The sequence below is a fragment of the Nocardioides mangrovi genome, assembly GCF_020073815.1.
Classification (GTDB): Bacteria; Actinomycetota; Actinomycetes; order Propionibacteriales; family Nocardioidaceae; genus Nocardioides; species Nocardioides mangrovi.
Genome location: NZ_JAIQZJ010000001.1, coordinates 648,340 through 668,728 on the forward strand (window position 1 = coordinate 648,340; position 20,389 = coordinate 668,728).

The following is a 20,389-nucleotide window of genomic DNA, read 5'->3' on the forward strand; positions in this document are numbered from 1 at the left end:
GGTCACGCTAGCCGCTGATGGAGGAACCACCGGTGGCCGAAGGGGTCACGGAAGACCGCGACCCGGCCGGCCGGCGGGCTGTCCTCGGGACCACGGTCGAGCGTCGTGCCCGACGCGGTCACCCGCGCGCAGGCCGCGTCGACGTCGGCCACGGTGAGGTGCAACGTGACCGCAGGGTGCCGGGCCGGATCGGGGGCGGCGACGCCGGCGCTGTCGAACTCGTCCGACATCATCCAGCGCGCGCCGTCGACGGCCAGCTCGACGTGCCCGACGCGACCGTCGTCCATCACGATCGGCTCGTGGGTGACCTCGGCGCCGAGCGCCGCGACGTACCAGTCGATCGCGGCACGGGCGTCCGCCACGCAGATGTACGGCGTCAGCTCGCTCACCAGACGTCGCCCTCGCGCCAGTCGCAGGTGATCGCCGCGTCGAGGTCGACCGGTGTGCCGTTGGTACGGACGTAGATCGAGCCGTCGTCGTCGGGTGTCGGCACGACCCCGACGGCGGTCGCGACCGACGAGGGGCCGCGCCAGACCTCCCAGCCGAGGGACTCGTAGAGCGGAACGCCGGCGGCCGAGGCGCTCAGCGCCAGCAGGTCGTAGCCCGGGGCGAGCTCCTCGAGCGCGGCCATGACGGCCGCACCGTGTCCGGCGCGGCGGGCGTCGTCGGCGACCGCGACGGCCTCGACGTACCCGCACCGCAGCCAGGCACTCTCGACCATCAGCCGGCGCAGCACGACGGCACCGTGCGCGACGATCCGGTCGTCGTCCTCGACGACGACGTGCATGCCGCCCAGCGCGTGGGTCCAGTCGGCGTCGGTGAAGTCGCCGAAGGACGACTCGCACAGGGCGCGCGCCTCCGTCAGCTCGGCCGGCGTCAGCTCCGCGGTGTGGCAGCGGCGCACGGTCGCGGCGTGGGTCGGGTTCACCATCCTGGGGCCTTCCTGTCGGCCCACGGCGCGGCCTGCTCGACCTGCGCCGCGAGCGAGATCAACAGCTCTTCCTCCGCCGGCCGGGCGGCCAGCATGACGCCGACGGGCAGGCCGCCGGACGTCCAGTGCAGGGGCAACGACACCGCCGGCATCCCGGTCACGTTCCAGGCGGACGTCCACGGCGTGAAGTCCTTCTGAGCCTCGAAGTCGGCCGCGGGGTCGGCGTCGTCCCGCATCGCCCCGACCTTCACCGGCGGGGTCGCGAGGGTCGGGGTGAGCACCGCGTCGTACGGCGCGAGCGCGGTGAGCGCCGCGGCCGCGTAGCGCCGCATCGCCCCGATCGCGAGGCCGAAGTCCGGGGCGCTGACCGCCCGGCCGCGCTCGGAGAGCCAGCGGGTCAGCGGGCGGAGCAGGTGCTCCTTCTCCGGGGGTACGACGGAGAGCGCGGTCAGCACCGCCCAGCAGGTCTCGAAGACGGGGACCGCCTCGCGAGGCAGCGGGACCGGCACGTCCTCGACGTCGTGACCGAGCGACTCCAGGAGTCGTGAGGCGTCCTCCCAGGCGGTGACGCACGCCGGGTCGACGGCAGTGTCGGTGATGACTGGTGTGATGAATCGACCGATCCGCAGCCGCCCCGGATCGCGGCGGCTGGCCGCCAGGAAGCTCTCGGAAGGAGGTGGCGCCCAGGCAGGGTCTCCCACCCGACGACCGGCGAGGACATCGAGCATCGCCGCCGCGTCGGCCACGGTCCGCGCGATCGGTCCGGCCGTGGCCAAGCCCACCGGGTCGCCGTACATGGGGTGACCGCTGATCCGCCCGCGGGTCGGCTTCAGGCCGACCAGGCCACAGCACGAGGCCGGGATCCGGATCGACCCGCCGCCGTCCGAGCCCTGGGCGAGCGGCACCAGTCCGGCCGCGACGGCGGCCGCGGCGCCGCCGGAGGATCCGCCGGCGGTGCGGGTCCGGTCCCAGGGCGTCACCGCGGGCGGGGCGACGTCCGGCTCGGTGTAGCAGGGCGAGCCGAACTCCGGGGTGTTCGTCTTGCCGAGGCTGACCAGGCCGGCCGCCTCGAGCGAGAGCGTGACGCCGTCGGAGGCCTCCGGGACGAAGTCGGCGAAGGCCGCCGAGCCGAAGGTGGTGCGCACGCCCGCGGTGAGGTTGAGGTCCTTGATCGCGGTCGGCACGCCGTAGAGGGGCCCGGCGTCGGCCGGACGGTCGGCCAGGGTCGCCGCGCGCTCCCGGGCGAGCTCGGGGGTGAGCGTGACGAACGCGCCGACCGTGTCGACTCCGGAGTCGATGCGGTCGGCGCGTTCGAGGTAGTGCTCGGTGAGCTCGAGCGGCGAGACCGTGCGGCGTCGCACCAGCTCGCCCTGCTCGAGCGCGGTCAGGTCGTGGAGGTCGGCCACGTCCCCGACCGTAGCCTCAGGCCGCGGCGGTCTCCACCTCGTGGTCAGCCAGCAGGCGGACCGCGTTGGTCAGCCGGGCGAGCACGTCGGGGTCGGTGAGCACGTCGACCTCGAGGGCCGACTGGGAGACGGTCACGTCCTCGACGACGACCGCCCCGGCGATGCCGGCCGAGCGGACGGCGTCGGCGTGGGCCCACTGGCCGCCGTACGGCGTCGGGGTCGTGCCGACCACGCCGAAGGGCTTCCCGGCGAGGGCGCCGGCCTGGTACGGGCGGGAGATCCAGTCGATCGCGTTGGACAGGACGGCAGGCATCCGGCCGTTGTACTCCGGGGTGACGGCGAGGACGCGGTCGGCGGCAGCGACGCGCTCGCGCAGCCGGGCGGCGGCGTCGGGCACGAGACCCGGGACGTCGACGTCCTGGTTGTAGAAGGGCACCTCGCCGAGCCCGTCGACGATGTCGAGGGTGACGTCGGCGGGGGCGAGGTCGCGCAGCGCCTCGGCGAGCTGGCGGTTCACGGAGTCGGCGCGCAGGCTGCCGACGAGGACGGCGATGGTGGTGGCGGTCATGCCAGTCAAACGGACCGCGGTCCGTTTTGTATTCCGGGGCATCGGGTGGCCTGCCTCACTAGGGTGACGGCGACATGTCCGACCCCCACTTCCTGCCGCTGGTCGGCGCTCCCCCGCCGGAGCGCCGGGACGCCGCGCGCAACCGCGAGCTGCTGCTCGATGCCGCCAAGAAGCTCGTCGAGCGGTGCGGCGCCCGGTCGGTCACGATGGACGCCGTCGCCGCGGCGGCCGGGGTCGGCAAGGGCACGGTCTTCCGCCGGTTCACCTCGCGCGAGGGCCTGATGGCGGCGGTGCTCAACCACTCCGAGACCGAGTGGCAGGCCCTGGTGATGGGCGGACCGGCACCCCTGGGCCCCGGCGCGGAGCCGTGGGACCGGCTGCTCGCCTTCGGTCGCTCCCGGCTGGACACGACGCTGCTGCACGCCGAGCTGATCCGCGAGGCCGGTCGGTCGGGCGGCCGCGCACGCGGTGCCTACTCCTTCGCCGCCACCCACGTGCGCTACCTGCTCACCCAGCTCGGCGTCACCGGCGACATCGCCCTCCTCGCCGTCGCGCTGCTCGCGCCGCTGGAGCTGCCGATCGACGAGCCGGAGACGCTCGACGACTTCCCGGCCGAGCGGGTCTTCGAGGGCTGGGTGGACCTGGCCCGCAGGATCGCCGGCCGCTGACCAACCGTCCGCCAACGCCGCGGGCGGACCCTCGAAGACGTGACGTCCGGTCACCGATCTCGAGGGAGGAAGCATGCACACACGCGGCGCGGTCATCAAGGAGGCTCCAGGCACGTACGAGGTGGTCGACCTCGATGTCGACGACCCCCAGCAGGGCGAGATCCAGGTCCAGATGACCGCCTCCGGCCTCTGCCACTCCGACGACCACGTCGCCACCGGTGACATCCCGGTCGGCGTCTACCCCTTCTGCGGCGGCCACGAGGGCGCCGGCGTCGTCCGCGCCGTCGGGCCGCACACGCCCGGGTGGGCGGAGGGCGACCACGTGGTCTTCTCGTTCCTGCCGTCCTGCGGCCGCTGCACGTGGTGCTCACGCGGCATGCAGAACCTCTGCGACCTGGGCGCGACCCTGCTGATGGGCTCGCGGTGGGACGACCCGACGAGCTTCCGGCTCTCGTACGACGGACAGCCGGTCGGCCAGATGTGCGGCATCTCGACCTTCGCCGAGGTCACCACCGTCGCCGTCGACTCGGCGATCAAGGTGCCCGACGACCTGCCGCTCGACAAGGCCTGCCTCGTCGGCTGCGGCGTCGGCACCGGGTGGGGTTCGGCGGTCAACTCGGCCGAGGTGCGGCCCGGCGACACCGTGATCGTGATGGGCGTCGGCGGCATCGGGATCAACGCGGTGCAGGCGGCGGCGTACGTCGGCGCCTCCCGCGTCATCGCGGTCGACCCGGTCGACTTCAAGCGCTCCAAGGCGCTCGAGCTCGGCGCGACCGATGCGTTCGCGACCATGGAGGAGGCGACCGAGCTCGCGCAGTCGCTCACCAACGGCCAGGGCGCCGACTCGGCCATCGTCACCGTCGGCGTCACCAAGGGCGAGCACCTCGGCCAGGCGATGGCCGCGATCCGCAAGGCCGGCACCGTCGTCGTCACCGGCCTCGGCAACATCGCCGACGTCGGCGCCCCGATCTCGCTGGCCGACATCACGCTCTTCCAGAAGCGCATCCAGGGCTCGCTCTTCGGCGCCTCCAACCCGAAGACCGACGTGCTCACGCTGCTCCGGCTCTACAGCGAGGGGCACCTCAAGCTCGACGAGCTGGTCACCCGCACCTACAAGCTCGACGAGGTCGCCCTCGGCTACGAGGACATGCACGCCGGCACCAACCTGCGCGGGGTGATCGTCTACTGAGCCGGCTCCCGTGCCTGGACGATGAAACTCCCGCGCGGGCCGGCCTCAGACCTCGTGCTTGCGCAGGCCGAAGGTGACGCCGTCGACGAGGGCGCCCCAGGACGCCTCGATGACGTTGGCGCCGACGCCGACGGTGACCCAGGAGGACTCGCCGTCGCTGGTCTCGATGAGCACGCGGGTGATCGCGTCGGTGCCGTGGCCCTGGTCGAGGATGCGCACCTTGTAGTCGATCAGCTCGAGCTTGGCGATGTCCGGGTAGGCCTGCTCGATCGCGGCGCGCAGCGCCTGGTCGAGGGCGTTGACCGGGCCATTGCCCTCGCCGGTGACGACGTACCGGACGCCGTCGGCGAGGAGCTTCACGGTCGCCTCGGAGACGGCGTCGTCGCCGGGCCGGGTCTCGGTGATGACGCGCCACGACTCGACGTCGAAGTACGACGGGCGCCGCCCCTCGACCTCCTCGAGAAGCAGCAGCTCGAAGGAGGCGTCGGCGGCCTCGAAGGTGTAGCCGCGCGACTCCAGTACCTTGACCCGCTCGGTGATCCGGGTCACCAGGTCGCGGTCGCCGGAGAGGTCGAAGCCGAGCTCGCGCCCCTTGAGCTCGATCGAGGCGCGGCCGGCCATGTCGGAGACGAGCAGGCGCATGTCGTTGCCGACACCGGCGGGGTCCATGTGCTGGTAGAGGTTCGGGTCGACCTTGATCGCGCTGGCGTGCAGGCCGGCCTTGTGGGCGAAGGCCGAGCTGCCGACGTACGGCTGCCGCGACGCGGGCGGGAAGTTGGTGACCTCGGCGACCGCGTGCGCGATCCGGGTCGCCTCGCCGAGCAGGCCCGGCGGGAGCACCGTCCGGTCCAGCTTGAGCTCGAGGTTGGCGACCACCGCGACCAGGTCGGCGTTGCCGGTGCGCTCGCCGTAGCCGTTGATGCAGCCCTGCACGTGCGAGGCGCCGGCGTCGACGGCGGCGAGCGAGTTGGCGACGGCGCAGCCGGTGTCGTTGTGCGCGTGGATGCCGACGCGGACGCCGGTCGACTCGATGACGTCGTGCACGGTGTCGGAGACCCAGGACGGCAGCATCCCGCCGTTGGTGTCGCAGAGCGCGATCACCGAGGCGCCCGCGTCGTACGCCGTGCGGAGCACCTCGAGCGCGTAGTCGCGGTTATCCCGGTAGCCGTTGAAGAAGTGCTCGGCGTCGAGGAAGACCTCCTGACCCTCGGCGCGCAGGTGGGAGACGGTGTCGCGGATCATCGCGAGGTTCTCCTCGAGCGTGGTCCGCAGCGCGAGCTCGACGTGCCGGTCGTGCGACTTGGCCACCAGCGTCACGACCGGGGCACCGCTGTCGCGCAGCGCCGCGACCAGCGGGTCGTCGGCGGCCTTCACCCCGGCACGGCGGGTGGCGCCGAAGGCCGCGAGCTTCGCGTGCTTGAGGTCGAGCTCCTGCTGGGCGCGCCGGAAGAACTCCGTGTCCTTCGGGTTGGCGCCCGGCCAGCCGCCCTCGATGTAGCCGACCCCCAGGCCGTCGAGCTGGCGCGCGATGGACAGCTTGTCGGCGACGGTGAGGTTGAGGCCCTCCTGCTGCGCGCCGTCGCGCAGGGTGGTGTCGTAGACGTGGAAGCCGCCGTGCAGGTCCATCGGGTTCTCTCTCGGTCGGTCAGCAAGCTGGTCGGAGCAACAAAAAAACCTCTCGAGGACGAGAGGTTGGCGCGTCGGGCTCTCCCGGGCGGGAGCGACGACGCGCTACGAAATGATGATCTCCTGGTGAGGCACGCCACCATCGTGCCACGCGACGCCCCCGTCGGCGAGGAGTCTCGCGATCTGGATCACGGGCTCGGCCACTGGCGGGATCACGGCCGGTCGGACAGCGGGCGCCGGTCACCCGGCGTCCAGCTGGTGCCGTCGATGTCGACGACCATCCCGAGCGCGACCCCGGCCGCGGTCACGAGCACGAGGGCGACCACCCACCGGCGCGGGTCGGCGGACAGCGGGTTCACCACCCGCGCGACGGGCCCGCGCAGCCGCGAGCCGCCCGGCCCCCACCACAGCGACACCGCGAGGGTGACGCCGCAGACGAAGAGCGCGAGCGCGACCCCGGTCGCGACGGCGTAGCAGATCAGCGCGGCCGACGCGGCCAGCGTCAGCCCCCACAGGCCCAGCAGCACCGCGCCCGGGATCGACTGCACGAGGTGCCAGGGCGCGGCGACGAGCAGCTGCACGCCGTCGTACCACTTGCGCCCCCGCAGCTGCCGGCGCTGACCGTGCGCGGACGCCGCGAGCGAGCCGCTGCGCAGCAGCCAGACCGCGAGCAGGAGGACGGACAGGCTGACCCAGGGGTACGCCGCGCAGGCGGCACCGACCACGACCGCGGCAGCGACCAGCAGCACCCCGCGCCGGAAGCGCTCGGCCGGCGCGACCCGCGGCTCGGCCGGGGCCGCGTCCCACGGCAGCGTCACGCCCTCCGGCGGCAGCGCGAGGGTGAACGGCTCGGCCTGCTCGTGGCCGGGCCACACGTCGGTCTGGTCGTCGGCCGCCGCCTGCGCGGCCAGCGCGAGCGGGACCGTGTAGGGGTCGTGCTCCGGTGCGGTCGGCGGCGCGACGGCGGGCCGCTCGGGCCGCGTCGTGAGCGGCCGCAACCAGGCCAGCACCTGCTCGAGCGTCGGGCGGTGGCGGGGCTCGGGGTCGAGCGCGGCCGCGACCACCTGGCGCAGGTCGTCGGGCAGCCCGTCGAGGTCGAACTGGCCGCGCCGGACCCGGTCCATGATCGCCATCGACGGGCCGCGGCCGAAGGGCGGTCGCCCGAGTCCGGCGTAGGCGACCGTCGCCGCCCACGAGTGCACGTCGGAGGCCTCGGTCGCGTCCTCGCCGTAGAGGATCTCGGGCGCGAGGTAGCCCGGGGTGCCGAGCAGCCAGCCGGTGTGGGTGAGCTTCGGGTCGTCGGCGACCCGGGCGAGCCCGAAGTCGATGAGGATCGGGGTCCGGCCCTCCATGAGCACGTTGGAGGGCTTCACGTCGCGGTGCAGCACGCCGACGGCGTGCACCGACGCGATCCCCTCGGCGAGGCAGGCCGCGAGCCAGGAGAGGTCCGGCCCGGTGATCGCGCCCTCCTCGACGACCAGGTCGTGCAGCGAGAGGCCGGGCACGTAGCGGGTCGCGACGTAGGGCACCTCGCCCCAGGGGTCGGCGTCGACGATCTCGGCCACCCACCGGCTGCGGATCCGGGACAGCGAGCCCACCTCGCGCGCGAGCCGCTGGCGGGCCTCCTGGTCGCCGACGATGTGCGGCCGCAGCACCTTCAGCGCGACCCGCTCCCCCTCGCCGCGACGGGCCAGGTGGACCACGCCCATGCCGCCCTCGCCGAGCGGCGCCAGCAGCGTGTAGCCGCCCACCGTGGGCCGGGGACCGGCGGGAGAGCTCGTCACGCGCCGAGGCTACCCGCGTCCGGGACGCCGGTCGGGGAGGGCGGCGTCGACACGACAGAAGGGCCTGGCTCCTCCTCGCTCGGAGGGGCCAGGCCCTTCACCGTCTGTCCGCTGGCGTTGTGGCGACGACGTCGGACAGGTCTATGTTAGGTGAGCCTAACCTTAACCCATGCCGGTCGTCGGTGCACGTCAGACGATGCGGTGCATCCAGCCGAAGGTGTCCTCGGCGCGGCCGAACTGGACGTCGACGAGCTGCTGGCGGATCTTCTGCCAGAGGCCCTCGCCCCCTTCGGGGGTGCCGACCGAGCCGCCGTCCCACTTGAGCTCCCCGACCGGGGTGACGACGGCAGCGGTGCCGCAGGCGAAGATCTCGATGATGTCGCCGGAGGCGACGCCCTCGCGCCACTCGTCGATGGAGAACTTCCGTTCCTCGACCTGGTGGCCCATCTTGCCGGCGAGCTCGATGATGCTGGCGCGGGTGATGCCCTCGAGGATGGTGCCGGTCTCGGGGGTGACCATCCGGCCGTCGGCGTAGACGAAGTACATGTTCATGCCGCCGAGCTCCTCGACGTACTTCCCCTCCTGGGCGTCGAGGAAGACGACCTGGTCGCAGCCGTGGCCGGAGGCCTCCTGCTGGGCGACCAGGGAGCTGGCGTAGTTGCCGCCGGTCTTGGCCGCGCCCATGCCGCCACGGCCGGCGCGGGTGTACTCCTCGGTGAGCCAGAGGCTGACCGGCTTCACGCCGCCCTTGAAGTAGGAGCCGGCGGGGCTGGCGATCACCATGAAGGTGACGTGCTGCGCCGGGCGCACCCCGAGGAAGGCCTCGGAGGCGAACATGAACGGCCGCAGGTAGAGGCTCTTCTCCCCCGACCCCTCGGCGGTCGTGTCCGGGACCCAGCGCTGGTCGACCTGGACGAGGGCGTCGACGGCCTGGACGAAGTCGGGGACGTCGAGGACCGGCAGCGCGAGGCGGTGGCTGGAGCGCACCATGCGGGCGGCGTTCTCCTCCGGCCGGAAGGACCAGATGGAGCCGTCGGGGTGCCGGTAGGCCTTCATCCCCTCGAAGGTCTCCTGCGCGTAGTGCAGGACCGCGGTCGCGGGGTCGAGGGTGAGGGGGCCGTAGGGCTCGATCCGCGCGTCGTGCCAGCCGGCGTCCGGGGTCCACTCGACCGTGAACATGTGGTCGGTGAAGTGGGTGCCGAAGCCGGGGTTGGCGAGGATCTCCGCGAGGCGCTCGTCCGAGACCGCCGCGCTCGACGTCGTGGTGCTGATCTCCATGGGGGACAACTTAGTAGGCCTTCCAGGTAAATGAGACCGGCCGGGCACACCAAGGTGTGCCCGGCCGTCCGTGCGAATGGACGAAGAGGCGTCAGCTCGATACTCGAGCGGCGATGGCGTCGCCGATCTCGGAGGTACGGCGGGCCTCGCCCGAGCGGGCGGCGATGTCCTCGACGGCCGCGGCCTCGATGACGGCGGCGGCGTCGGCGTACCCGAGGTGGTCGAGCAGCAGGGACGCGGAGAGGATCGCGGCGGTGGGGTCGGCCTTCTGCTGACCCGCGATGTCGGGCGCCGATCCGTGGACGGGCTCGAACATCGACGGCGTCGTCCGGTCGGGGTTGACGTTGCCGGACGCGGCGAGGCCGATGCCGCCGGTGATGGCGGCGGCGAGGTCGGTGATGATGTCGCCGAAGAGGTTGTCGGTGACGATCACGTCGAAGCGCGCGGGGTCGGTGGTCATGAAGATCGTGGCGGCGTCGATGTGCATGTAGTCCGTGGTCACCTCGGGGTACTCCCCGGCGACCTCGTTGAACAGGCGCCACCACACGGCGCCGGCGTTGACGAGCACGTTGGTCTTGTGGACCAGGGTCAGCTTCTTGCGCGGGCGCCGCTGGGCGCGCGCGAAGGCGTCGCGGACGACGCGCTCGACACCGAAGGCGGTGTTGACCGAGACCTCGGTGGCGATCTCGTGCGGCGTGCCGACACGGAGTGCACCGCCGTTGCCGGTGTAGGGACCCTCGGTGCCCTCACGCACGACCACGAAGTCGACCTCGCCTGGGTCGGCAAGCGGGCCCGGGACGCCGGGGAAGATGCGCGACGGCCGCAGGTTGACGTAGTGGTCGAGCTCGAAGCGCAGGCGCAGCAGCAGGCCGCGCTCGAGGATGCCGGGAGGCAGGTTCGGGTCGCCGGGCTTGCCGCCGACCGCGCCGAGGAGGATGGCGTCGTGCTCGCGGATCTCGCCGAGCACGGAGTCGGGCAGCACCTCGCCGGTCGCGAGGTAGCGCTCCGCGCCGAGGTCGTAGCGGGTCTGCTCGAACTTCACGCCGGCAGGGGACGCGACCTCGAGCACCTTGAGGGCCTCGGCGGTCACCTCCTGCCCGATGCCGTCGCCGGGGATGACGGCGAGCCTGATGGCGCCGGTGGCCGAGTTCGAGTCAGTGGTCATGGACGTGAGGCTAGTTGTCGTCCGGACGCTGACCGCCGTTGTCCCGCAGGTCGAGCGAGGCCTGGACGGCGGCGGAGATGTTCTCGTGGCTGCGCGGGTTGTCGGGGTGGTGCTGGGCGGGTCCCCACTCGGGGTACATGTCGTACATCGGTCTGCTCTTTCCTTGCGAGCCGCCCCCTGGACGGCGGTGGATGTGTCGTGGTGTTCCATTCGGCTCGGTACGCCTGGAACGAAGACACTCCGTGGCAAAGATCGGAGCGGGCTCGTGGATCACACGAGTGCTGACACCCAGCAGAGATGCGGATCGCGCGGATCTGTGGAGGAGATCCAGCCGCGGGGGTCTTCGATCGAGACGTACCGAGAGACCCGCAACGCCGAACACCGCGGCGAGGTGGCCTCTCTCAGGCCTCGCCGCGGCAGTCGATGAGTACGAAGACGCTCCGCATGGTGATGAAACCGTACGGTAACTCCCGCCTCCCGACCACGACATTTCGCAGAGTGTTCGCGATTCGAGACGGATGTCTCTCGATGAGAGACTGCCGAGCATGAGTGCTCCCCCGGACCTGCCCGAGATCGTGCAGCGTGCGTTCGACGTCTCCCGCAAGGCGGGCTACGTGTCGTTCTGCCGCAACGAGACCGGCCGGCTGCTCGCGGCGCTGGCCGCGACGCGGAAGGGGACGATGGCCGAGTTCGGCACCGGGTGCGGGGTCGGTACGGCGTGGCTGCGCTCCGGCGTACGCGGCGACGCCCGCATCCTCACCGCCGAGCTGAACGAGAAGCTCGCCGACGCGGCGGCCGAGATCTTCACCGACGACCCGCAGGTCGAGGTGCGCTCGGCGGACTGGTCGACGCTGCTCGACCAAGGCCCCTTCTCGCTGCTCTTCCTCGACTCCGGCGAGCCCACCGAGGTCGGCGTCGACTCCGTGGCCGACCTCCTGGAGGAGGGCGGCATCGTCGTGCTCGACGACTTCACCCCGTGCGAGCAGTGGCCGCCGGTCAGCTACGGCCGGGTCGACACCCTGCGCGAGCAGTGGCTCACCGACGACCGCTTCACCGCGGTCGAGGTGATGGTGGCGCCGGACGCGTCCGTCGTCCTCGCGACCCGGCGCTGATCGTCGGTCCCGCAGGTCTTGCCGGTGCGCCAGCCCTGAGCGCTAGCATGCGCATCCATGCCGACCCTGCCGCTCCCGGCGAGGCATGTCGGACCCGCGACGATCGCCGCCCTCCTGGTCGGCTACTCGGCCCTGTGGGCGCTCCTCCGCCCGGCGGGTGAGCCCACCCGCGCCTACGTCGGCCAGTACCTCGGCGCGGTGTCGGTCGTCCTCCTGTCGGCCGCGCTCGTGCTGATCAGCAGCCTGCCCTGGGTGGAGGCATGGTTCGACGGCATCGATCGCGCAGCCATCTGGCACCGGCGGATGGCCATCACCGGCCTGCTGCTCCTCGTCGGCCACATCCCCCTGGCCGCGAGCCCGATCCACTCCCGCTGGGGTGGCACCCTCGGCGCGATCGGCGCCTGGGGCATGGTCGGACTCGCCGTGTGGGCGATCCTGCCGCGCTGGCAGTCGGTCGTGCCGCGCCCGCTGCGGATCGTCGTCAGGCGGCTCAAGGACGTCGCAGGAGTCCGGCACGTCCGGCGGCTGTTCGGTGGCTACGACCGATGGCGCCAGGTGCATCGCCTGACCGGCGTCCTGGTCGGCGCCGCGTTCCTGCACGGGCTGCTGGACGGCTCACCGTTCCCCACGTCGGACGTCCTGCGATGGTCCTACGTCGTGCTCGGCGGAGTCGGCCTCGTCTTCTACCTCTACCGAGAGCTCATCGCTTCCTTCGTTCGCTCCCTGCACGACTACGAGGTCGACACCGTCACCCGGGTTGCCCAGGACCTCGTCGAGATCGCGCTGCGGCCACTCGGCAGGCCCATGACCTTCCGCCCGGGCCAGTTCGCCCTGGTCTACATCGAGGCCAAGGACGGGTGGCACCGCCACCCCTTCACGCTGGCGAGCGCCCCCAGCGAGGACCTCGTGCGCTTCACGGTCAAGGGACTGGGCGACTACACCCGGGCACTGCCCGAGCTGCTCGAGCCGGGGATGCCGGCGGTGATCGGCGGTCCGCACGGTCGCTTCGACCACCGCAAGGGCACCGCCCGCCAGGTCTGGATCGCCGGTGGCGTCGGCATCGCGCCGTTCCTCAGCTGGGTGCGGGCCATCGAGGAGCACCCGCCACCCGGCGAGGTCGACCTCTACTACGCGTTCACCGGCTCGCCGGCGCCGTTCGCCGAGGAGCTCGCGGCCCGGACGTCGGGAGCGGCCGCCGTACGCCTGCACCTGGCCGACTCGGCGGTGGCGGGACGCCTGACAGCGACCCGGGTGCTGGCCGAGGCCGCAGAATCCGTCCAGGGCCTCTCCGTCTTCATGTGCGGCCCCGAGCCGATGCTGCGTGACCTCCAGCGCGATCTCCGCGCCGCCGGCGTGCCCGCCCGACACATCCACCGCGAGTACTTCGACTGGCGGTGACCCCTAGCCCCGCTCGACGGGGTGGATCGTCCAGGCCGGCAGCCAGAGCTGGGTGAGCGGGCCGATCGCGAGGGCGTAGAGGACGGTCCCGATGCCCAGGGCGCCACCGAGCGAGAGGCCGACCAGGACCACGGCGATCTCGAGGCAGGTGCGCACCAGGCGCAGCGAGCGGCCGGTCCGGCGGGCGAGGCCGGTCATCAGTCCGTCGCGTGGGCCGCGGCCGAACTGCGCGCCGATGTACATCGCCGTCGCCAGCCCGCAGAGGGCCACTCCCCCGACCATGAGGCCGACCCGCAGCACGATCGCGTCGGGCTCGGGGAGGACCGCCGTGGTGGCGTCGATGGCGACGCCGATGATGACCGCGTTGGAGATCGTGCCGAGACCGGGGACCTCGCGCAGCGGGATCCACAGCAGGAGCAGCACGAAACTGACCACGATCACCGCCTCACCGAGGGTGAGCGGCACGTGCTGGATCAGGCCGGACTCGAAGACGCTCCACGGCGCCAGCCCGTAGCCGCTCTGCAGGAGCATCGCGATCGAGACCCCGTAGAGCACGAGCCCGACGTAGAGCTGGGGCAGTCGGCGGCCCAGGCGGCCGCTGCGGAGCTGGGCGAGGGGGCCGAGGTCGGCCAGGAGGATCGTGCTCACGGGACCAGTCTCGCCACGATTGGCCTTCTCCTGAATAGCCAATCGTGCGACAGTGGCCTGCATGTCCCCCACGATCGGCGCCTCGCGCGTGGCCACTCTCGTCGACGGCTTCGACCGCTCCCCCGCGTACGCCGGCCTCGCCGACGCGCTCACCCTCCTCATCGGCGACGGCCGGATCGGGGTCGGGCTGCGGCTGCCGAGCGAGCGCGAGCTGACCGAGGCGCTGGGCGTCTCGCGGACCACGGTGACCCGGGCCTACGCCGCGCTGCGCGAGGCCGGCTACGCCGAGGCGCGCCAGGGCGCCGGCACCTTCACCCGGGTGCCCGGGGGCCGTTCCCGGGCGCACGACCGCGCGCTGCTCCCCCGGGCCGGCGACGGCGACGCGATCGACCTCAACTGCGCGGCGCCGTCGGCCCCGCCGGGCATCGCGCACGCGTACGCCGAGGCGGCGGGCGACCTCCCGGCCTACCTCGGCGGGCACGGCTACTTCCCCGCCGGGCTGCCCGAGCTGCAGGCCGCGGTCGCCGCGACGTACGACGCGCGGGGGCTGCCGACCTCGCCCGAGCAGATCATGATCACGCCGGGTGCGCTGACCGCCGGCGCGATCGTGGCGCAGGCCTTCACCTCGCCCGGCGACCGGGTGCTCGTCGAGTCCCCGACCTACCCCAACGCGACCGACGCGCTGCGCCACGCCGGCGCCCGCCTGGTGCCGTCGCCGGTCGACCCGGACGGCTGGGACCTCGACGCCGTCGCCGCGACGCTGCGGCAGAGCGCGCCGCGGCTGGCCTACCTGATCCCGGACTTCCAGAACCCGACGGGGCACCTGATGACCGCCGGGCAGCGCGAGGAGTACGCCGCGGCACTGCGCCGGACCCGCACCGTCGCGATCGTCGACGAGGCCCACGCCTCCCTGGCCCTCGAGGGGCAGGAGATGCCGCGTCCCTTCGCCTGCTTCGCTCCGGACACGATCACGGTCGGGAGCGCCAGCAAGTCCTTCTGGGGCGGGCTGCGGCTCGGCTGGATCCGAGCGCCGCGGGAGCAGATGGAGCGGCTCACCCAGGCCCGCGTCTCCCTCGACCTCGGCGCCCCCGTGCTCGAGCAGCTCGTGCTCGCCCGACTCCTGGCCGACGCGTCCGCGATCCTCGCGGCCAACCGCGAGCGCCTGCGCGAGCAGCGCGACGCCCTCGCCACCGCCGTCGCTGCCTCCTTGCCCGACTGGGGGTTCCACCTCCCGACCGGCGGCCTCGCGCTCTGGTGCCGGCTGCCCGGCACCCACGGGACCGCGCTCGCCGCCGAGGCCGAGCGCCGTGGCGTGATCATCGCGCCCGGCCCCGTCTTCGCCGCCGAGGGAGGCCTCGACACCTTCGTCCGCATCCCGTGGACCCGCCCCGTCGACGAGCTCACCGAGGCGGTCCGCCGGATCGCCGACGCGTGGGCGGTCGTCCGTGAGCGGCCGACGTCGACCGGCCGGCCGAACCGGGTGATGGTCGCCTGACCACCGGGCGCGCCCGTCGCGCCACCTCCAGTCGATACCCAGACCACTCGAAGTGATCCCCAAGTGGACTGGACCACCGTTCGGACATCACTCATCCACCCGAACGGGAGAAGCACCGTGAAGACCCATCGCCTCATCCGTCGTGGCGCCGCCGCCACCGCGGCCCTCGCCGCCACGACCCTCGCCCTCGCCGGCCCCGCGGCGGCCGACGACACCACCGGGCCCACCGATGCACCGGCCAGCGGCGACACCTCCATCGAGGTGGCCGCCCTGGTCCAGCCGTCCGTCGTCTACGAGACCGTGACCTGGTCGGGCTACGTGTACGACCGCTACAACCGGCAGTACCTCACGACCGACAAGCCCTTCACCGTCACCATGCAGTGCACCGGATTCGTGGTGAACCCCGACGGCTACGTCGCCACCGCCGGCCACTGCGTCGACCCGCAGGGCGGCAAGGAGGCCGTGCGCGAGAAGGCGGCGCAGTGGGCCCTCGAGAACTACTACGGGTACAGCGGCAGCGTGCTCTCGGTCGACGACGTCGTCGGCGACTACCGCGTCGACATCCTGGGCAGCGACGACCAGGTCCACCGCGACCAGGCCGAGCGTGAGGTCAACGTGTCGTGGGGCGGCTCGGTCTCCGGCGTCGAGGTCCAGAAGCAGAAGCCCGCCCGCGTGCTCGCCTTCCAGAAGTACGAGGAGGGCGACGGTGCGCTCCTGAAGGTCGACGAGAGCGACCTGAACGCGATCGAGCTCGCCGACACCTCCGACGTCGAGATCAACTCCGGCGTGGTCGCCGTGGGCTACCCGGCCGTCATCGACTCCTTCACCGATCCCGACCTGACGCCGACGTTCGACCCGGGCACGGTCAGCTCGATCAAGACCGTCTCGCACGGCCTGCTCTCGGTCTTCCAGCTCTCGGCCGAGCTCTCCGGCGGCATGTCCGGCGGACCGACGGTCGACGCCGACGGGCGGGTCATCGGCGTGAACAGCTCCCACTTCGTGGGCGAGCCGTTCAACTACGCCGTACCGGCCGAGCGGATCCAGGAGCTGATGGCGAGCGCCGGCGTCGAGAACACCGTGTCCGACACGACCGCCACCTACCGCGACGGCGTCCGGGCGTTCTTCGGGGGCGACCGCGACGCGGCCGTCACCGACCTCCAGGAGGTGCTCGACGACCAGCCCGCCAACGGCCTGGCCGAGTCCTACCTCGAGAAGGCGAAGGACCTGCCCGCGCCGGCCGAGGACACCGACGGCTCCGGCTGGGCGGCCTGGGCGGCCCTCGCGGGCGCCGTGGTGATCGCCATCGGCGGCGGCCTCACGGCCCTGGTCGTCCTGCTCCGCCGGCGGCGCCGGCCGACCACGCCGACCACGCCGACCACCGTGATCGGCCCGTCGGCCCCTGCCGCGACGGCTCCCGTCGCCTCGGTCGCCCCGACCGCTGCGACGGCCCCGACCCCGACCGGCTTCGGCCCGGCACCCGCGCCGCCCGCGGCGCCGACGGCGGTCGCGAGCCGCCCGACGCCGTACTGCAGCAGCTGCGGTCAGCACCTCCACGAGGGCACCGCCTTCTGCGGGGCGTGCGGGGCGCGCCGCTCGTGACGCCACCACCTGCCCGCGCGAGGGCCCGGACCGTCAGGTCCGGGCTCCCGTCGGGCTCGGGGACCGCTTGCCCCACCAGGGCTTCCAGGTGCCGAAGAGCGCCACGCTCAGCAGCCAGGCCCCGAGGGCTCCGAGGCCGAAGAGCGGACCCCACCAGCCGCCCTTCCCGGGGAGGAGCTTGTCGGCGACCTGACCCTTGGCCCACCTGGTGCCTTCGTCGCGGCACTTGACCGTGGTGCTCTGGTCGTCGCCGACGAGGTCGCAGGGCGTGGTGGTCACCGCGTCCGTGTCCTCGGCCTCCGCCCCGGACCCGTCGTCGGCGAGCGCGGCCCGGTCGCGGACGGTGCCGCCGAGGCGGATGCCGACGTTGTCGTCGTCCTCGTACCAGTTCTCGAAGACCTGCAGCATCGCGGCATGGCCACGCTCGTTGGGGTGCAGGCTGTTGTGGTACCAGTTCTTCGGGTTGAACCGCTGCTCGGCGATGCCGCCGACCGACTTCAGGCCGATGTAGTTGATCCCGGGGTGGTCGTTGTTGCCGGGGTCGCAGAGCTGGAGGTGCGCGGACTTCAGCGAGTCCTCCATGTCCGCCAGGAAGAAGAAGCCCTGGCTCCGGGCGGCCTTCTGCACGGTGTCGTTCAGCATCGGCAGGAACTCGCTGATGAACGTCAGGTCGGCGGGCGACAGCGTGACCTGGGGGCAGTCGACCGGCCTCCCCTGCTCGTCGGCGTAGATCGGGTTCGGGTACGCCGTGACGACGACCGGGGTCCGCGGGAACTCGTCGGACACCTGCGCGAAGGTCGCCTCCAGGGCGGTCTCCACCTGGGGCAGGCTGCCCTCCCAGATGTCCTTCTCGTCGAGGCAGTCGCCGGGCGCGAGGCACATCGCACCGATGGTGGAGAAGCCCGAGTCGTTGCCCCCGAGGCTGATCACCGCCAGCTTCGGGGTGAAGGTGTCCGCTCCTCCCATGCTGTCGACGAACGCGTCGTACTGGTCGAGCTGGGTCGCCGGCTCGTTGTACTGCACCTTCTGGGGCGGATGCTCACCACCCTCCCGGTGCTGCACGTTGAAGGTGCGGGCACCCGAGCAGGCGAGGAACTCGACGGAGTCGAAGAGCCGTGGTGTCTGACCGGCGAGCGCGGCCCACGCGGTCGGTGCCCGGTTGCAGTGGTTCTCGTGGGTGCCCGCGTCCTCGTCGACGGCCTCCTCGTAGTAGGTCTTCGCTCCCTCGCCGGACATGTAGGAGTCGCCGAGTGCCACGAGCACCCGGCCCTGTCCGGGCTGCGGGTGGAGCGCATCGGGCTTCGGCTCCCGGGCGTTCGTGACCCCCATGAGGCAGACGAGGGCGATGACGATCGCGATGTCGGCCTGGGTGCTCGACACGATCGCGAGGACGAGGAGCCCGATGACCACGAACGCGATCAGGGCGACGCGCGGGGTGTCGACGCGGCTCATCGCCACACCCGTCGCCAGGCCGAAGAGGACCACGCCGGCGAGGCCGCCGGCCACGCCCCAGGGCCAGTGGCCGCGCCCCTGGACGAAGCGGGTGGCCGGCTCCGCCAGGAGCGCCAGGCCGATCGGCGCCACCAGCAGTCCCACCCCGGTCGCGGCGGCGGCCGCCAGACCACCGTCCGCCAGCGCCAGGAGGCCGACGAGGACGAGCACGACGGAGACGAGGAGGCAGCCCCCACCGACCGCGAGCCGGACGGTGACCGGGTGGCTCCGCCACCAGCCCCGGAAGCCGGGGTCCGGATCCCCCGGCTCCGGGTCGCGGTAGCCGCGGAACCTCATGAGCAGGTAGCCGAGGGCGAAGTAGGCGACGATCGCTCCGACCAGCAGCCAGGTCCCGCTGTCCCACCTCAGTCCGATGACGAGCAGGACGAAGCCGACCAGCGCGACGAGGCCGGAGACGGCGTAGGGGAACGCGTAGGGCCGGAGCGACTCGTCGTCCTGGCGCACCGCCTCGGTCGAGGCCTCGTACTGGCCGCGGACCCAGAGCGTCGCGGCCGCGACGTACAGGATGAAGACGATGCCGACCTGGACGGTCGAGACGCCCTCGCGACAGCGCCACGCGAGCAGGATCGCGGCGCCGATCATGAGGATCAGTCGCCAGGCGATACGTGCGATTCGGTATGTGTCCACAGCCGAGCCTCCGGAGCACCGAGTTGCTGGACTCTAGTGGCGCGGTGGGCCGGAGCCATCGCCCAAAGTGGGGGTGCCGACCTGGACGGCGCGGGCCTACTGCGAGCCGGTCTGGCGGAGCCTGCTCGCGATCGGCTCGAGAGCCGCGACCAGCTCGTCCAGCTCGTCGGCGTCGAGGCCGTCGTACGGCGCCTCCGCGAGCACGTCGGTGAGCGCCTCGACGCGGTCCTTCGTCGCTCGCCCGGTGTCGGTGAAACGACCGTCGGCGTCGACGAGGCCGCGGTCGCGGAGCCCGGCCATGAGCGCGGCGAGGGTGGGCTCCGGGAGGTGGTGGATGCGCCCGAACGACTCGGCCGGGTGGATGCCCATGTCCAGCGCCAGGAGCACGTGCGCCTCGAGGCCGGCGACCCGCTCGGACATCAGCGCGACGATGTGGCCGTCGCCGCGGTGCTCGCGGAGCATGTTGGCGGCGAACCACAGGCGGGCGACCGGCTCCTCGGGCACCGGCAACGACCGGAGGCCGGCGTACATCACGCGACCCTCGACCGGCGCGCTCACCGCGGCCTTCGCGAGGAGGTCGGCGGCGCGGACGAGCCCGGGAGTCTCGACGAGGTCTCCGAGGATCCGCCGGAGCGCGGCGACGCAGCCTCGCTGGCGCGCGGCGTGCGCGGCCTCGGGGGTGGTGGTGTCCCACACCTTCGGGAGGTGGCGGGCGACCTCGCCGGGGCCGAAGTTGTAGAACGCCGCGTCGACCACCTCGGCCGGGACGACGCCGAGGGGTGCGGAGCGGCCGGCGAAGTAGCCGTCCCAGTAGCGCGGCAGACCGATCGCCGCCATCTCCTCGTTGGGCTCGTCGGAGAAGAAGTTGACCAGGCAGATCGGCTCGGTGAGGTCGAACATCCGTCGGGCGACGGGCTCCACGTGCGGCATCGGGTCGGCTCCTCGTTCGTCGTACGGCGCCCTCGTGGGCACCCTCTCACCCGGACGACGAACGAGCGGGCCGCGATACGACACTCAGAGCGCGGTCGCGAACCAGGCCGCGAGGGCGGCGAGGAGGGCGAGCACCGCGTTCATCGACGACTCACGCTGCTCGCCGCGTCGCAGGTGCACCCGCAGGGCGAGCACTTGGAGCACGGTGAGGCCGATGGCCGCGGCCATCGCCAGCCCGACCGCGATTCCGGTCAGCGGCGGCAGCACCAGGCCGAGGGCGCCGAGGACCTCGACCACACCGATGAAGCGGACCGCGGGCATCGGGAGGTCGGTGCCGGCCCAGCCCATCATCGGCTGCAGCTGCTCCTGACTGCGCACGACCTTCATCGCTCCCGCGTACAGGTAGAAGACGGCGAGCAGAACAGCGACGATCCAGTACGCGATCTCCATGCA

Annotated in this window: 19 protein-coding genes; 6 read left to right on the top strand and 13 right to left on the bottom strand. The window is 72.6% G+C overall.

Annotated elements, in window-relative coordinates; all coding sequences use genetic code 11:
- Positions 1–2: 2 nt before the first annotated feature.
- From K8U61_RS03090 to K8U61_RS03105, 4 genes are read right to left on the bottom strand one after another with little or no spacing between them, the layout of a single operon-like run.
- Positions 3–389: a VOC family protein gene (locus K8U61_RS03090; protein ID WP_224121494.1), complete on the bottom strand. Its 387-nt coding sequence runs from the start codon at positions 387–389 to the stop codon at positions 3–5.
- Positions 386–931, bottom strand: coding sequence for a GNAT family N-acetyltransferase (locus tag K8U61_RS03095; RefSeq protein ID WP_224121495.1), 546 nt, complete (start codon positions 929–931; stop codon positions 386–388). Before K8U61_RS03095 ends, K8U61_RS03090 begins: the two co-directional genes overlap by 4 nt.
- The gene (locus K8U61_RS03100; RefSeq protein WP_224121496.1) at positions 925–2,337 is read right to left on the bottom strand and encodes an amidase; all 1,413 of its coding nucleotides are present in this window, start codon (positions 2,335–2,337) and stop codon (positions 925–927) included. Before K8U61_RS03100 ends, K8U61_RS03095 begins: the two co-directional genes overlap by 7 nt.
- A 16-nt stretch (positions 2,338–2,353) precedes the next feature.
- Positions 2,354–2,905 (bottom strand): NAD(P)H-dependent oxidoreductase, encoded by a 552-nt coding sequence (locus K8U61_RS03105; protein ID WP_224121497.1) that lies wholly within the window; start codon positions 2,903–2,905, stop codon positions 2,354–2,356.
- Positions 2,906–2,979: 74 nt separating this feature from the next.
- Here K8U61_RS03105 and K8U61_RS03110 point away from each other — a divergent pair, with 74 nt between their 5' ends.
- The gene (locus K8U61_RS03110) at positions 2,980–3,573 is read left to right on the top strand and encodes a TetR/AcrR family transcriptional regulator (RefSeq protein ID WP_224121498.1); all 594 of its coding nucleotides are present in this window, start codon (positions 2,980–2,982) and stop codon (positions 3,571–3,573) included.
- Between the two features lie 73 nt (positions 3,574–3,646).
- Positions 3,647–4,762, top strand: a complete 1,116-nt coding sequence (locus K8U61_RS03115) for an NDMA-dependent alcohol dehydrogenase (RefSeq protein ID WP_224121499.1) — start codon at positions 3,647–3,649, stop codon at positions 4,760–4,762.
- A 45-nt stretch (positions 4,763–4,807) separates the two neighbouring features.
- Here the strand turns inward: K8U61_RS03115 and cimA are convergent, their stop codons facing one another.
- The 5 genes from cimA to K8U61_RS03140 all read right to left on the bottom strand — a co-directional run bounded on the left by cimA (position 4,808) and on the right by K8U61_RS03140 (position 10,763).
- Positions 4,808–6,388 carry a citramalate synthase gene (cimA, locus tag K8U61_RS03120; RefSeq protein ID WP_224121500.1) on the bottom strand — a complete coding sequence of 527 codons (1,581 nt, stop codon included), beginning with the start codon at positions 6,386–6,388 and terminating at the stop codon, positions 4,808–4,810.
- Positions 6,389–6,600: 212 nt separating this feature from the next.
- The gene (locus K8U61_RS03125) at positions 6,601–8,172 is read right to left on the bottom strand and encodes a serine/threonine-protein kinase (RefSeq protein ID WP_224121501.1); all 1,572 of its coding nucleotides are present in this window, start codon (positions 8,170–8,172) and stop codon (positions 6,601–6,603) included.
- 189 nt (positions 8,173–8,361) lie between these two features.
- Entirely contained in the window at positions 8,362–9,450 is a 1,089-nt protein-coding gene (locus K8U61_RS03130) for a branched-chain amino acid aminotransferase (RefSeq protein ID WP_224121502.1), read from the bottom strand.
- A gap of 91 nt (positions 9,451–9,541) precedes the next feature.
- Positions 9,542–10,615 carry a 3-isopropylmalate dehydrogenase gene (locus K8U61_RS03135; protein ID WP_224121503.1) on the bottom strand — a complete coding sequence of 358 codons (1,074 nt, stop codon included), beginning with the start codon at positions 10,613–10,615 and terminating at the stop codon, positions 9,542–9,544.
- 10 nt (positions 10,616–10,625) lie between these two features.
- Positions 10,626–10,763, bottom strand: a complete 138-nt coding sequence (locus K8U61_RS03140; RefSeq protein ID WP_224121504.1) for a hypothetical protein — start codon at positions 10,761–10,763, stop codon at positions 10,626–10,628.
- A 397-nt stretch (positions 10,764–11,160) separates the two neighbouring features.
- Between K8U61_RS03140 and K8U61_RS03145 the strand changes: the two genes are divergently transcribed.
- Both K8U61_RS03145 and K8U61_RS03150 read left to right on the top strand, forming a co-directional pair.
- Entirely contained in the window at positions 11,161–11,727 is a 567-nt protein-coding gene (locus K8U61_RS03145; protein ID WP_224121505.1) for an O-methyltransferase, read from the top strand.
- A gap of 57 nt (positions 11,728–11,784) precedes the next feature.
- Positions 11,785–13,125, top strand: coding sequence for a ferredoxin reductase family protein (locus tag K8U61_RS03150; RefSeq protein ID WP_224121506.1), 1,341 nt, complete (start codon positions 11,785–11,787; stop codon positions 13,123–13,125).
- 3 nt (positions 13,126–13,128) lie between these two features.
- Here the strand turns inward: K8U61_RS03150 and yczE are convergent, their stop codons facing one another.
- Positions 13,129–13,773, bottom strand: a complete 645-nt coding sequence (yczE, locus tag K8U61_RS03155) for a membrane protein YczE (protein ID WP_224121507.1) — start codon at positions 13,771–13,773, stop codon at positions 13,129–13,131.
- Positions 13,774–13,834: 61 nt separating this feature from the next.
- Between yczE and yczR the strand changes: the two genes are divergently transcribed.
- Both yczR and K8U61_RS03165 read left to right on the top strand, forming a co-directional pair.
- Positions 13,835–15,268, top strand: coding sequence for a MocR-like transcription factor YczR (gene yczR, locus K8U61_RS03160; RefSeq protein WP_224121508.1), 1,434 nt, complete (start codon positions 13,835–13,837; stop codon positions 15,266–15,268).
- Positions 15,269–15,385: 117 nt separating this feature from the next.
- On the top strand, positions 15,386–16,867 hold the full coding sequence (locus tag K8U61_RS03165; RefSeq protein WP_224121509.1) for a trypsin-like peptidase domain-containing protein: 1,482 nt from the start codon (positions 15,386–15,388) through the stop codon (positions 16,865–16,867).
- Between the two features lie 33 nt (positions 16,868–16,900).
- Here K8U61_RS03165 and K8U61_RS25335 read toward each other — a convergent pair whose 3' ends face one another.
- The 3 genes from K8U61_RS25335 to K8U61_RS03180 form a co-directional block, all read right to left on the bottom strand.
- A complete protein-coding gene (locus K8U61_RS25335) occupies positions 16,901–19,006 on the bottom strand; it encodes a GDSL-type esterase/lipase family protein (protein ID WP_224121510.1) in 2,106 nt (701 codons plus the stop codon).
- 96 nt (positions 19,007–19,102) lie between these two features.
- Positions 19,103–19,936, bottom strand: a complete 834-nt coding sequence (locus tag K8U61_RS03175; protein WP_224121511.1) for an SCO6745 family protein — start codon at positions 19,934–19,936, stop codon at positions 19,103–19,105.
- An 84-nt stretch (positions 19,937–20,020) separates the two neighbouring features.
- Positions 20,021–20,386, bottom strand: coding sequence for a DoxX family protein (locus K8U61_RS03180; RefSeq protein ID WP_224121512.1), 366 nt, complete (start codon positions 20,384–20,386; stop codon positions 20,021–20,023).
- Between the last annotated feature and the right edge of the window lie 3 nt (positions 20,387–20,389).